General features: G+C 35.7%; 11 protein-coding genes. 3 read left to right on the top strand and 8 right to left on the bottom strand.

What is annotated here, in order from left to right:
- The first annotated feature begins 25 nt into the window (after positions 1–25).
- Positions 26–2,746, top strand: coding sequence for a hypothetical protein (locus tag A3EM_RS0134535; protein ID WP_020532831.1), 2,721 nt, complete (start codon positions 26–28; stop codon positions 2,744–2,746).
- A 51-nt stretch (positions 2,747–2,797) separates the two neighbouring features.
- Positions 2,798–3,541, top strand: coding sequence for a polyphosphate kinase 2 (ppk2, locus tag A3EM_RS0134530; protein WP_020532830.1), 744 nt, complete (start codon positions 2,798–2,800; stop codon positions 3,539–3,541).
- Between the two features lie 87 nt (positions 3,542–3,628).
- Here ppk2 and A3EM_RS0134525 read toward each other — a convergent pair whose 3' ends face one another.
- The 8 genes from A3EM_RS0134525 to A3EM_RS0134490 all read right to left on the bottom strand — a co-directional run bounded on the left by A3EM_RS0134525 (position 3,629) and on the right by A3EM_RS0134490 (position 11,910).
- Positions 3,629–4,471 carry a DUF4097 family beta strand repeat-containing protein gene (locus tag A3EM_RS0134525; RefSeq protein ID WP_083925360.1) on the bottom strand — a complete coding sequence of 281 codons (843 nt, stop codon included), beginning with the start codon at positions 4,469–4,471 and terminating at the stop codon, positions 3,629–3,631.
- Between the two features lie 6 nt (positions 4,472–4,477).
- Positions 4,478–5,278, bottom strand: coding sequence for a HEAT repeat domain-containing protein (locus A3EM_RS0134520; RefSeq protein ID WP_020532828.1), 801 nt, complete (start codon positions 5,276–5,278; stop codon positions 4,478–4,480).
- Between the two features lie 53 nt (positions 5,279–5,331).
- Complete coding sequence (locus A3EM_RS0134515) at positions 5,332–5,874, bottom strand: RNA polymerase sigma factor (protein ID WP_020532827.1); 543 nt, start codon at positions 5,872–5,874, stop codon at positions 5,332–5,334.
- 275 nt (positions 5,875–6,149) lie between these two features.
- Complete coding sequence (locus A3EM_RS46590; protein WP_020532826.1) at positions 6,150–6,491, bottom strand: hypothetical protein; 342 nt, start codon at positions 6,489–6,491, stop codon at positions 6,150–6,152.
- A 270-nt stretch (positions 6,492–6,761) separates the two neighbouring features.
- A complete protein-coding gene (locus tag A3EM_RS0134505; RefSeq protein ID WP_020532825.1) occupies positions 6,762–9,077 on the bottom strand; it encodes a LysM peptidoglycan-binding domain-containing protein in 2,316 nt (771 codons plus the stop codon).
- 214 nt (positions 9,078–9,291) lie between these two features.
- A complete protein-coding gene (locus A3EM_RS0134500; protein ID WP_020532824.1) occupies positions 9,292–10,173 on the bottom strand; it encodes an NAD kinase in 882 nt (293 codons plus the stop codon).
- A gap of 3 nt (positions 10,174–10,176) precedes the next feature.
- Positions 10,177–10,842, bottom strand: coding sequence for a CBS domain-containing protein (locus A3EM_RS0134495; RefSeq protein ID WP_026210762.1), 666 nt, complete (start codon positions 10,840–10,842; stop codon positions 10,177–10,179).
- Between the two features lie 300 nt (positions 10,843–11,142).
- Positions 11,143–11,910, bottom strand: coding sequence for an alpha/beta fold hydrolase (locus A3EM_RS0134490; RefSeq protein ID WP_020532822.1), 768 nt, complete (start codon positions 11,908–11,910; stop codon positions 11,143–11,145).
- A gap of 248 nt (positions 11,911–12,158) precedes the next feature.
- Here A3EM_RS0134490 and A3EM_RS0134485 point away from each other — a divergent pair, with 248 nt between their 5' ends.
- Entirely contained in the window at positions 12,159–13,475 is a 1,317-nt protein-coding gene (locus tag A3EM_RS0134485) for a gluconate:H+ symporter (RefSeq protein ID WP_026210761.1), read from the top strand.
- The last annotated feature ends 23 nt before the right edge of the window (positions 13,476–13,498 follow it).

Below are 13,498 nucleotides of genomic sequence, written 5' to 3'. Positions count from 1 at the left end.
TTCAAACCTCCATTTTTCCCAGCTTATGCCATTAAAAAAATTATCAGATTTAAGCACGAAACAAAAAAAACAACTCTACATCTTTGGAGTACTTGTGGGTGGTTATTTAATCGTCCATCTGCTTTTTTTGTTATGGAAAAATACTTTTTATCAAAATCCCTGGCAATTGATTCCCGACCAGACATTGGTGGTTATAGAATCTGAAAACTTTCCCAGACTGATTACCAAATTAAATCAGGATAAAAATTACGAAAATAAATTTGTTGCAGGAAATGCAAAAAATCAAGTCCGGGTTTTGGACAGTTTATTTCAAGAATATCCCATATTAAAGGAAGAAGCCGAAAGTGAATCTTTCCTGGTTTCCTTTCATCAAATTCACAAAAAAAAGATTGATTATGTTTTCTATCTACCTTTCCCCGCTGAGGATTCTATTTTCAATCAATTCCTTTCGCCACATTTTAATTCAAAAAAGAAATTTGAACGGAACTATAAAGCCAATCGCATTTCAGAATACAGGAATAAAAATGGGGAAATAGCATTAGCCACTACCAGATTTAAAAATTATTTTATTCTCAGTTCCTCTTCTTTATTAATTGACGAAATTATAAGAGAAGAAGATGGAGGAAAGGGGGGAAAAATATTTTCAAAATTTAAGAGAAAAGCTTTTGAAACGGACGAAAAGGCTGATTTCGCTTGCTACTTTCATATTGATGGAATTACTCAACTATTATCATCACTCCAACAAGATAAATTAACTTCAATCCTTCAGCCTCTTTTCCATTTCCAGGATATTGTTGGATTAAATTTTCAAATCACACCTGAAAAGATTAAGACTTCTGGAATTCTTTCGGCTCAATTTTCTAAAGAAAAAAACCTTTTTCAGTTTACCAGTAATAATTTGAAACAGGATTTTCTTCCCCTATTTGATAAGCACAACCCTACCATGGTTTTCAATTTTGGGATTGATGATTTTGAACAATTTCATTCCAAATTAAAGGACAGGGAAATTACCGTTCAATCAGAGCTAAAAAATGGAAAAGGAGAAATTTTGGATAAGGAGAAATTTTTAGAATTCTTTTCTACTGAAATGACTTTTGTACTTTTCCCCAATTTCCAGGATGTGACGGGAAACTCAGCCCTGTTTTTAAAATTAGCGGACCAGAAACAAACTGAAAAAACAGCTTTTATTCGTGCAAATAAAGCACTTAGGCTCATTCAGGATTGGAGCATCTTTCAGAAAAAGGAAATCTATAAACTGAACATTCCGGATTTCCCCAAGCATCTTTTCGGAAGTTTTTTCACCGGTTTTAGCTACTCCTTTTGTACTTTTTACCAGGATTATCTGGTTATCTCCAGTGACCAAAATTTTTTGCAACGTCTGATACAGGTAGAAAATAGCCAAGGCGAAAATGTACCAGAAGTTCTTCGGGAAGAGGTAAACAGTACTTTTGGTATTGATTTAAAAATGCTTTCCAAAAAAAATAGCACCGGATTTATGAGCAATGCCATAAATTTCCCTGACTTTCTTTCTGAAATTCGATTTCCAGTGATGGCCCTTTCAGGCCAGGTGGTGGCCAAAAGAGAATGGCTGGAAGTAAACGGGAGTTTTCAATTCGACAATGATGAAGAAAATACCAGCACTGGAAAATTATTAGCTACCGACACCGTCCTAAGGTTTAATAAAAAAATCATTTCAAGAATAATTGATTTCCCAACCGGAAAGGAAAATTCCTGGTTCATTTTTCAGGACAACCGTTTTAACATCAATTTTATAAGGGAAGGAAAAAAGCAGTGGGAAATTCCTTTATGGAGGCCTTTTTCTAATGAAATTTATCAATTGAATAAAAACCGATACGATTTGGGCACTGGTGCGCATTTTGCCTTTGCCTCTGGCAGCAAAGTAAACCTGGTGGATACTGCAGGAAAGTACATTTCACCCTTTCCGGTTTTTCTTCCGTCTTATTTTTTGATCGATAAATTTGCGCTCATTCCACTGCCTCCACCCAATAAGTACGGGTTTCTTCTTTCTGATCAATATGGGAACGTTTTTATCCTCAACCAAAATGGAGAAAAACTCTCAAAATGGGAGCCCCGAAAGTTAAGGAATCCGCTTGGAGCTGTTCCGGTAAGTATAAAAATGGGAAATAAACAGGGTTTGGTTTTTCTGCTTAAAAATGGAGAATTAAACATTCTGGATCTAAACGGGAAAGCATTTCCGGGATTTCCCCTTCAGTTTAATAGTTTTATTGAAAATCCTCCTGTCATCACGATGGGCGAAAACTCCTCCGAATCATTTATCAGGTTGCTCACCAATACAGGTGAAATTATTTTGGTAAGCCTGGAGGGAAAAATAATTTCCAGAAATCAGATTAGGCGGTATTCTTCTGGTACAAGCACCAAAATTTGTGTGGATAAGCATTTGAGAAAAGATTGGATTATTACTCAAAAAGAGGGGAAAAGTTTAAATTTATTAAACAACGAAGGACAATTTTTATCCCGAATACCTCTAGAAAATAACCTCCCAAAAATTGTAAATTATTATAGTTTCGGATTTAATACATTTATTTCAGTATTTGACCAAAAAAGTGCTTCCACTAACATTTATTCTCTTGAGGGGAGGAAATTAAATACTCAACCTTTTATTTCGGAAAATGAATTTATCATCCAAAATACAGAAGCTGAAAATATTTTCTTTTTCTATAGATATTTAAATGGAAAGCTGGAAAAAGTTATATTTTCACTTTAAAATCCTAATTCTATTTTTACCCAAAAACATTAATATTTTAACCTTTATACTATGGCTTTTCATTCATTAGAAACTGATCCGGTTTATATCAATTTGCAAACTGAAATGGTAAGTATGCAGCGGTGGGTGATGGAAAATAATAAAAGAATTGCAATCATTTTTGAAGGACGGGATACGGCAGGAAAAGGGGGTGCCATTATGAGATTTGTTAGATTTATTAATCCCAGGGGATACCGGGTGGTAGCCAAGCCCAAGCCAACTGAAACAGAAATGGGACAATGGTATTTCCAGCGGTATATCAAGGAATTGCCGGATCCGGGCCAGATAGTTTTTTTTGACAGAAGCTGGTATAACCGTGCTGTAGTGGAACCAGTAATGGGTTTTTGCTCTAAAGAGCAGTACCGGGAATTTTTAAAACAAGTAGTGGCTTTAGAAGAAATGTTGATCAATGATGGGATTATTCTCATCAAATTCTGGTTTTCTATTGATGTGGATGAACAAAAAAGCCGGCTGGAAAACAGGAAAGTTGACCCTTTAAAACAATGGAAATTGAGTACCGTGGATATGCAGGCTCAGCTTAAGTGGCACGAATTCACGAAATATAAAGAAGCGATGTTTGAGAAAACAGGCACATCTTTGAGCCCGTGGGTAGTGATAAAGGGAAATGACAGGGACAAAGCAAGACTGGAAGCCATGCGTTATGTTTTAAATAATATTGATTATCCGGAAAAAGGTATTACCAAAGAAAGACTTACACCCGATCCGGAAATTGTGAATTTACAGATCAACAATTAAATAACTAGACGAAAAACCCATTCTACAATACACTGGAATGGGTTTTCAATTTAGTTTAATCAATTAAGTAAATACTCTATTTGCAACTCACTTTTGAACCCGGATATATACATTGCCTTTAGAGGTTGCTGCGGAAAACTCAGGTCCACCACTATTGATTTTGCCATAATTCCATTTTTCCACTGAATAGTAATTTGTGCCGTTTTTCGACTTAGTAATCACTTTTGGTTCAGAATCATTCACGGATACCGCCATATCTGTATAAATATTGCCTCTCTCCGATTTAGTTTTCACTGTAGCATTCCCTTTTTTGGGAAAAGTCAGGTCAATATTTCCATTATAAGAATTAAATGCCGAAGGGTTTTCAGAACTCACATCCGAAAAAGTGACAATAATATCACCATGATGAGTGTCGGCCACAATAGGGCTTGTCACATTCGTGAGCAGGATTGACCCCTGATGGCTTTCTGCATTTATCTCCACCCCCTTAATGTTATCGACTTCAATATCTCCATCCCGGTGATTTTCCAGATACAGGGCAAAATTATGCGGGACCTGTATTTCCAGATCAATTGAAGAATAATGAGAATCCGTGTCCACCTTTATCTTGTTTTCATTTTCAATAATATCAAGTGCATAGGCATTATTTCCCACTACCCTCATGCCTTCTGGCGGATTATCCTCTGAATTTTTATCCTTGTTATGATGGCTTTCAAGGGATTTACTTTTTGAAACCACAATCACCTCTTTGCCCTCATATCCTGATACTTTTATGGAACCATTATGAATCTCCACATATAATTTTCCAGCTTCTCCTGGCTTACTTAATGGAACAATAACTGATTTTTTCGATATTTCCTGAGAAAAGGCCGTAATGGCAAATAACATTATCAGGGTGAACAAACTATTTATTTTTAAAATGTATTTCATCTTTTTTTACATTAGAATTTCCAAACTTTCATTAATTTTTTCTTTTACATCTGCATCCAGTTCGTCCTGTTGAAGCAGATCTTTAAATTCCTTTTTTAAGGATTTATCGTGCATCTCGGTAAGCACATCTATTAAGGCAATTTGAATTAGCGGTTTATCCTGATGACGGAGTGATTCAGTTAATCCATTTCTTATTTTTTTATTGAAGGAATATCTGGTTAATGCTTCCAGTGCGGCCAGCCTTACATTTGAGTTTTTATCATTATTTAGGGTAAAAAACAAAGCTTCAATCACTTTTGGGTCAGCCTCTTCAAGATCATAAGAAATATTTACTGCTTTTATCCGCTCACTGGCTGAGGGCTGTTCCAGAAGGGTGAGCATCATATTTTTTCTCAATTCTTCAATCTCCATGGAAAGCTGTTGATTTCTCTCTCCAGCATTTACTGTTCCTTTGTTCTGATTATACCCAAAGAAAAAACCTACCAGTAACAATACAACAGCATATGCCATTTGCTTAAAACTAATGGTAATCTGGAAATTATTTATCCAATGCTGAATATTGGAAAACAAACCTGGTGATTGTATTGTATTTTCCTCCATCATTTTCTGGAAGTTCTCTTTCAATGCGATATCAGGCTTATGAGAAGGAATTTTATTTAATTCCCCGAATACCTCCTTAAGTTCATCCAGTTCTTCCTGAAGGGCAGGATCAACTTTTAACTGACTTTGAATTGCTATTTTTGTTTCCTCATCTAATTCTTCCCGAAGAAATTCCATTAAATAAGGTTTTAAATCTTTCTTTTCCATAGACTAATATTTTCGAAAGGTTTTATGCATTTGGCTAAAAATTCATCCAACACCTACACCAACATTTTATATAAAACACTCAATTCTTTAATGGCTCTGTGTACTTTCACCCTGGCGGTGTTTTCAGTAATATTGAGAATTTCGGCAATTTCCTTATATCGTAATTCCTGGAACTGACTCAACACAATGATTTCCTTTTTATCTTCCGGCATTTTGCTAAGTGCCTTTTGTATCAGCAGAATTTCTTCAGACTTTTCTATTGGATCGTGATTTTCCGAAAAGTTAATTTCATTGATATTATCTGTATTCAAAGAAGAATTGTAAATCTTATATTTTTTATAATGATCAATCCTTACATTTCTGGCAATCTGGTAAATCCAGGTTTTAAATGATGCCCCTTCTTTAAAAGAATGGTTATATTTTAAAATCCGAAAAAACACATTCTGGGTAAGATCCTGACTGATTTCCCTATCCCCAATAAATTTCAAAAAGAAATTATAAATCGGAATATTATACCGTTCGAACAACAGACTCAATTTCCCTGTGTCTCCTGATCTTACCTTCATCATTAAAGCTTCATCAGAGATCATTTTCATTTTTTAATCATTTGGGAAACACGCAAGTCCATTAAGGTGGTAGATTTCAATATTGTAAAAGGTAATTTGTTCTTCATACAGGTCGATTTTCACCTATTCTTTTCTTTTTTTACCTGGTATACTTCAGGAAATTAAATTCATTACAAGAAAAGGTAAATTTTTAAAGAAATCTATCTATGGGGAAAAATAGATAACAAAAAAATCCCATCCTCAATGGAATAAGGATGGGATTTGATGACTTTATCTTTTAAAATAAAATTTTTAAATTATTAGAATTAATGTCGCATCTGGCAAACTTTACAATACTTCTGTTTTCCTCTTGGTCTCTTCTTTGGGGGTTTTTTATGTCCAAAATACATAGGGTCAGTATATTGAGGTTTTTGTTTCATTCTTTCTTCCTTTCTTATTTGCCTTGCAGTCTTTGGCGCACTTGCACTTGTTCTTTCTTTATTGGAAAAGGCATTCTTTGTTCCTGACTTAAATTGTTTTTTCTGTGGGTTATACCCTCTCGAATTGGCTGCATTCCCCTGATTTTGATTGGAATTACTACTTTGTTTGGCACAACCAATAAAGCTTAAAAGAATTAATATTATTGAAATCTTTTTTAAGAAATCCATATTAAGGTGAATTTGATTTACCGTATTTATTTTATGAGTAAAAATCCTTCTTCTTATACGCTATTTTAAATTGGTTATTAAATGATCGGATATTTTGACTGAAAAATTTAAGGGAAGATAAAAATGATACCAAACAAATAACAAACTTCATCATTTTGTGAGTTCATTTTTCTATTACTCCAATCATGAAAAGGTAACCTGTTTGCCATAAATTTCACTTTGAGCAATCAGGTTACTAAAAACATGCCTGTTATTAAAAGCTGAAATTATTTAGGCTATAGGCGGAACAAATGATGGTTTCTGAGCACTTAATGAGCTGTTTAACAAACTACTTACTCTACTACTAATTCTCTTATCCGAACCAGCATCATTCACAATCTGCTGCAATACCATCCTTTCATCAATATTTTGCAACTCATTTGGAGAGTGCAAATTCCTTGATCTTGCTACTTTTTCAATAGCGGATTTAAAAACATCTCTTGTTTTATTAATCCATTGATTTACCGTCAAATCTACCATGGTAGCACAGCCCATGGGAGAACGGATTATACTATTCAAAACTACATCTTTCAGTTGTAACCGTCCTGTATTGATATCTGTTTTAATGCTAAGGGCCGGCCTTACATATCCAATGACCGACCTTTCTATTTGAGCTTCATACATTGAAGGATGATAAGCCGCCCGGATAAATGCACCGTACAACTGTTTATCGGCTTTCAGGGCAACTTCTGCATCAAGGCCCTCCACCTCGTTTTTTCCTGTGGTTTTCCTAATATCAAAAATTTTCAGGTTGCCATCATGCACTTCCCCATTTCTCATGACAATGTCAATATCAATCCCTACTTTTTGGAAAAATTCGGCAAAAAGCTGAGGTTGTCTTTGCTTCATGGTAGCAATTACGGCTCCCAAAGACCCATTTGTTCCTCCGCCTTTCCCGGCAAACTGGATAAATCCCCAGGAAAAATTAGCTTTATCATAAGAATTGATGGCATCAAAATTCCCTTCATGGGCAGATACATACTTTAATCCTTCCGCCATACTCTGGTCCAAACCAAATTTGGCAAAAGTCTGAAATGGAACATCCGGCATATAATTTCCCTTAAATCCCACTCCATCATAATATTCATTATAACTACTTCTCACAAAATTATTGAATTTAGAAGTAATGAGTTGCCCTCTATTGATAGGATGTGGAACTACCAGCGTATAATCTTCATATTCCCTCAATACTTTTAGGGTAATATCTCCAGGGGCAACAGTTCCCGGAGTAAACCGGTTAGTACCCATCATTTTGACATGTTTATCCTTTTTTGTCCAATAATCTACCTTATACTTACTCTGGAATTTGGAAATGGCCTGAATGGTTTTGGGAATACTACCCTCTCCAATCGTTCTTCCACCAAAGCGCGCTGGAGACTCCCCATGATTGGGACTTAAAATTCCCAACTGAATTAACCTGTTCTGAACTTTCTCCAGATCTTCAGGATTGTTGCTGAAAACTTTTCCTACTGGTGCAGTTAAGCCAGGCCCGATTATATCCTTGCCTGAAATTACCTGAAGCTGAAAAATCTCCCTGGCTTTTTGGTATTGCCCAGCCTTTCCACTTAAATGGGAAGGAGCATTTACAGTTACCTGTTGCTGTGATTGCGGAGGAATTGGCTTAGCAGAAGGAATTAAGAGTCTTTGCCCTATATATAAATTGTTGTTGGGCAATTTATTTAATCTCATTATCTCCTGAGCAGTGGTCCCATACTGATCCGCGATTTTATCCAGCCAATCGCCCTGTTTTACAGTATAGGTTTGTAAGTTATTATTCGTTTTGGGAGGTTGTGTTTTTACAGGCCTTACCCGTAGCATTTGTCCTAAATAAATAGTAGCGTTTGGAGCTAAGTTATTCATTTTCAGGATTTCCTGTGGGGTAGTTCCATTTCTCTGGGCAATGGAATAAAGAGAATCCCCTCTTTGAACAATATAAACATCATCCTGAGAGGACTGAGCTCCGGGTTGTGGAGAAGGAGTTGTTGGGGTTGGTCTGGAACCAGATGACTGAGTAGATGTACCAACCTGCAACCTTTGTCCTACATTAATTGCACCACTAGCAGGCATATTATTCAGTTTGATAATTTCCTGTGGAGTTGTTCCAAATTTTTTAGATATAGAATAAAGCGAATCACCCCTTTGAACGGTATAAAATGTAGGTTTTAGCCCTCCACCAGAAGAGGGCTGAGGAGAAGGACTAGTGGGAGTACTTCCCCCTGCTGGTACATTTAATTTCTGTCCAACATATATAGGTTGGTTAGCCTGCATCCCGTTTAAGGTCAGAATCTGCTGTGGCGTAGCACCATATTTTTGAGCAATTGAATATAATGATTCTCCTCTTTGAACAATATGAGTCTGACCAGAACTGGAAGTTGGAGCTGATTGCGGCACTGTGCTTCCTGCTCCTTCCGATACAATCAGGCTTTGCCCGGGATGGATAGAATCGTATGGTTTTAAGCCATTTAATTCTAAAATTTTATTAGTGGAAATATTATATTTTTTGCTTATTGCATATAAAGTTTCCCCTTGCTGTACGGTATGATTCATGGATATTTTTGATTAAGGAAAAAAGATTATGTAGGAACCTTAAATTTTATTAAAGATAAAACAGAAAACCTGTGCAGGATATTTTCGCTGTTTTACCGATAAAAAAATACAGGAACCCCATTATTCAAAAGAATAAATCATTATAAAAAAATTTCTTACCTTAAAATTGACATTTTTTGTGGTAAAAAAAAATTTTTCAGAGATGGTCTTTTTCTTAATTTCTGTTCCTGAGATCCAAGCCCCAATGAAGTTTTTTCCGAAGGGTATTTAAAAAATTATCTCCTTTTAGTTTTAGGAGATTGGCTTTAAAATCACTTTTTCTTACTGCCATTTTAATGCTTTCATTCACTTTCCTTGACCGGGAATCCAGAGAAATCAGAAAGTTTTTACTTCTGCCCTCTATTTCAAAGGAAATAGTACAATCATCTGATACAATAAGCGGCCTTACATTTAAATTATGGGGGCTAACCGGGGAAATGATAAAGTTATTGGATTGCGGAACGACAACTGGTCCGCCTACGCTTAGGGAATACCCCGTGGAACCGGTTGGGGTAGCCACAATTAAACCATCCGCCCAATAAGAATTCAGGTATTCACCATCAATGTAAGTATGGACAATGATCATGGATGAAGTATCCCGTTTTAGAATAGTAAATTCATTCAACCCCACATTATTCCCGGCAAAAACATCCTCATTGGTTTCTAATTTTAAAAGAGTCCTGGAGTCAATTGTATAATTCCCAATAAAAATACTATCCATAGCCTCCTTGATTTTATCATTGGAGATGGTGGCTAAAAACCCTAACCTTCCGGTATTCACCCCTATGATGGGAATATTTTTCTCTTTTACATAAAGAACAGTTTCCAGAAGTGTTCCATCTCCACCTACACTAAAAATCAGGTCTGAGGGCTGTAATTCCTGGCTACTATTGAAAACATGATGTTTGGGAATTTCATCAAGCTTTTGTCTTAAAAACTTGCTTAAATCCTTGGAGAGAGATAGTTCAAATCCTCTATTGACAATCTCATTAATAATTGATTTAAAAAAAACCAGTTTATCTTCTTCGAAAGTTCTGCTGTGTATACCTATTTTCACTTATTATAATTCCAAGTATTTGAGTAGCGAGTCAAGATGGTCAGACTCGAAATTCTGAGTCTCATAATCATGGAACTTAGCTACTATTGAATAACCAAATCGTTCAAATGTAGCTATTATTCTAGTGAGATCAACAGTATTTACTTTAATTGTTACCAATAACTCGGCATTATTAAGGGAGTTAATTTCAACAAAGGAGCTTAAAACCTTGGCTTCGTTTGATTCGATAAGACGGCTGATCTCGGCCAAAGTATAATCTATTGTAGCGATGGAAATTACAATAATCCCACCTATTGACTGTCCTCCAAGCTTTTCGGCAAAGTCCAGGGCAGCATCTTTTACATTGATAGCGCCTTTATATTTATTTTCCTCATTGAGGACAGGAATGAGATCTAGTTGGTTTTCTTTTGAAATCCTGGCCAGCTCAAAAAAGTGGTAATTATCGTGAACTTTTAGGTCTTTATTTTTTAATTCAAATAATTCAATTTTTTCATCTTCCTTAGTAAAATCACTTAGGAAGGAATCAGAAAATAAACCAAGATATTGCTGATTTTCCACTACCGGTAACCAATTAAAAGAATATTCTTCTAATAAATCTTTTGCAAATCCTACTGTGTCAGAGGGTTTCAAAGATGGTATTCCTTTATCGATATATTTTTTAGCTACCATATTTTTAGGGATTAAAGAATAACCAGGTTCCAACCACCAAGGTATTGAAGGATTTCGCCTTCACTATCAATTGGTTGTGGGATTACTGCCAATTATTTTCTCTAAATATCGACCTTCTTTGTTATTCTAATTAGTTGGTCAATTTTAAATCAATTCAATTGTGCTTTAACTTTTTCATACTGAGATAAAATTTCTCAATATCAAATAGTACTGGTACTTAAATTTAAATAATTAACTGAAAAATAAAATATTTTTCTCAGCCTTCTGATTAGAAGTAGTACCCAAATAACGAGCTTCAGCTTAAATTAATACCTTATTTTGCTCTAAAAAGTTTTCAAAAATTCTATTAAACTTTTCAGGATGCTCCATCATTGGTGCATGTCCACACTTATCAATAAACCGGAGACTTGAATTTGGAATCAATCTATTAAATTCATGTGCCACCATTGGAGGGGTAATTGTATCATTCAATCCCCAGATTAATAGTGTGGGCACATCTATTTTTGGCAATTCACTTGCAAGATTATGCTTCTGAGCCGATCTGGCAATTGCCACAATTCTCATACATTTTGGGATACTTGAAGTTGTTTCAAACACTTCATCTACCAATTCCTTGGTCGCTACTTCAGGACTATAAAAAGTATAAGCCACCTTCTTTTTCACAAATTCGTAATTTCCCCTTTTGGGATAAGACCCTCCCATAGTATTTTCAAATAAACCAGAACTTCCTGTTAATACCAGTTTATTTACCTTCTCTCTATTAGCTAAAGTATATATTAACCCCACATGACCCCCAAGAGAATTTCCGACAATTGTAAAATCATCCAGATTTTTAAATTCAATAAATGATTCGATAAACTTCACTAATCCCGCTAATCCAGCCTCTTTCAATGGCATATCATAAATGGGCATCATTGGAATGATTACCCTGTGAGTTTTTGAAAAATGAGAGGTAAATCCAGACCAGTTACTCAATGCGCCAAATAAACCATGCAGTAAAATCAGGATATCACCTTCACCTTCATCTAAAAATTTAAATCCGTTTTCTTCTTGAATATTCAATTTCATAAAAAAATTGCAATTAACTTTTACAAGGTATTACACAAAGGTATTCAATCAAAAGTAAAGTATTAACACCTGATATCACTTATTCGTTTCAGATCGCTATATTTGGTATTATTTCAGGTATTTTCACCTACTTTCTTGATCATTATTCAAATGAATTTTTAAGCTTTTGAATTCCAATAGCAATATATTCATTATGGTCAATTTCTCAACAAAATTAACACTTTATTAAACTTAAACTGAAACTTCAAATGCCTTTACTTATCGTATTTTTCGGTATTGTTACACTTCTTTTTTTAATGATTAAATTCAGGCTCAACTCTTTTGTAGCCTTAATAATAGTTTCCATAGGAGTGGGCCTGGCTGAGGGGATGCCGGCTGTGGAGGTGGTTAATTCCATTCAACACGGAGTGGGGAGCACCTTAGGTTCTCTAACTTTAATTTTGGGATTTGGAGCTATGCTTGGGGTATTGATTGCCGAAAGTGGAGCGGCACAAAAAATAACTTCCAGCCTGATTAAAAAATTTGGTATAAAAAACGTACAGTGGGCAATAGTATTCACCGGATTTATTGTGGGTATTCCCATGTTTTATTCTGCAGGGTTTGTGATTTTGGTCCCCATTATTTTCACCATCGCCAGTACAACCGGGCTGCCACTTTTATATGTCGGAATTCCCATGGTCGCCTCTTTATCCGTAACCCATGGTTTTCTTCCCCCACACCCTGGCCCTACTGCCATTTCCGTGATTTTTGATGCTGACATCACTCTAACACTAATTTATGGGATTGTAATTGCCATCCCTACCATTGTTTTGGCAGGCCCGTTGTTTTCCAACTTTTTGAAGAATATCAAAGTAACTCCTCCAAAAGGATTATTTGAAACCAAGGCACTAAAAGAGGAAGAATTACCTTCACTTTCTACTTCTATTCTTACAGCCTTAATTCCGGTACTTTTAATGGCCATTTCTGGAATTTTCAAATTAATTCTTCCTGAAGATAATCCCGTGAATATGATTTTCGGATTTCTGGGCAATCCTGTGATATCACTGCTTCTTGCAGTTTTAGTGGCTATTTTCACACTGGGTATAAACAGGGGCAAAAAAGTGGAGGAAGTGATGAACCAGTTAACAGAATCTGTAAAAAGTATCGCTATGATTCTATTGATAATTGGTGGTGGTGGTGCATTTAAACAGGTTTTAATAGATAGTGGTGTTGGGGATTATATTGCAGATTTAATGAAAGACTCTGATTTATCTCCATATATTTTGGCCTGGGGAATAGCAGGTGCATTAAGAATTTCCCTTGGTTCTGCCACTGTGGCCGGGCTTACCGCTGCCGGAATTGTTTCCCCATTAATTGCTACCACAGGAGTTAATCCGGAATTAATGGTACTTGCCACCGGTGCCGGAAGCCTGATCCTTTCCAATGTAAATGACGCAGGTTTCTGGATGTTCAAAGAATATTTTAATCTTTCCATTGCCCAAACTTTTAAATCCTGGTCCGCCATGGAAACAATTGTTGCAGTAATGGGATTAGTTGGAGTATTGATTATTGATACACTTATTTGAATCTTCTTTATTTCCTTGGAAGA

Origin of the sequence: Flexithrix dorotheae DSM 6795 (genome assembly GCF_000379765.1) — a bacterium.
In the GTDB taxonomy this organism is placed as follows: Bacteria; Bacteroidota; Bacteroidia; order Cytophagales; family Flammeovirgaceae; genus Flexithrix; species Flexithrix dorotheae.
The sequence above is the reverse complement of the archived record's forward strand: the minus strand, read 5'-3'. Positions and strand labels throughout refer to the sequence as shown.

What these genes read in the sequence shown, in the direction of transcription:
- A3EM_RS0134535 (WP_020532831.1), top strand. Translation starts at nt 26, where the DNA reads ATGCCATTAAAAAAATTATCAGATTTAAGCACGAAACAAAAAAAACAA.
- ppk2 (WP_020532830.1), top strand. Translation starts at nt 2,798, where the DNA reads ATGGCTTTTCATTCATTAGAAACTGATCCGGTTTATATCAATTTGCAA.
- A3EM_RS0134525 (WP_083925360.1), bottom strand. Translation starts at nt 4,471, where the DNA reads ATGAAATACATTTTAAAAATAAATAGTTTGTTCACCCTGATAATGTTA.
- A3EM_RS0134520 (WP_020532828.1), bottom strand. Translation starts at nt 5,278, where the DNA reads ATGGAAAAGAAAGATTTAAAACCTTATTTAATGGAATTTCTTCGGGAA.
- A3EM_RS0134515 (WP_020532827.1), bottom strand. Translation starts at nt 5,874, where the DNA reads ATGAAAATGATCTCTGATGAAGCTTTAATGATGAAGGTAAGATCAGGA.
- A3EM_RS46590 (WP_020532826.1), bottom strand. Translation starts at nt 6,491, where the DNA reads ATGGATTTCTTAAAAAAGATTTCAATAATATTAATTCTTTTAAGCTTT.
- A3EM_RS0134505 (WP_020532825.1), bottom strand. Translation starts at nt 9,077, where the DNA reads ATGAATCATACCGTACAGCAAGGGGAAACTTTATATGCAATAAGCAAA.
- A3EM_RS0134495 (WP_026210762.1), bottom strand. Translation starts at nt 10,842, where the DNA reads ATGGTAGCTAAAAAATATATCGATAAAGGAATACCATCTTTGAAACCC.
- A3EM_RS0134490 (WP_020532822.1), bottom strand. Translation starts at nt 11,910, where the DNA reads ATGAAATTGAATATTCAAGAAGAAAACGGATTTAAATTTTTAGATGAA.
- A3EM_RS0134485 (WP_026210761.1), top strand. Translation starts at nt 12,159, where the DNA reads ATGCCTTTACTTATCGTATTTTTCGGTATTGTTACACTTCTTTTTTTA.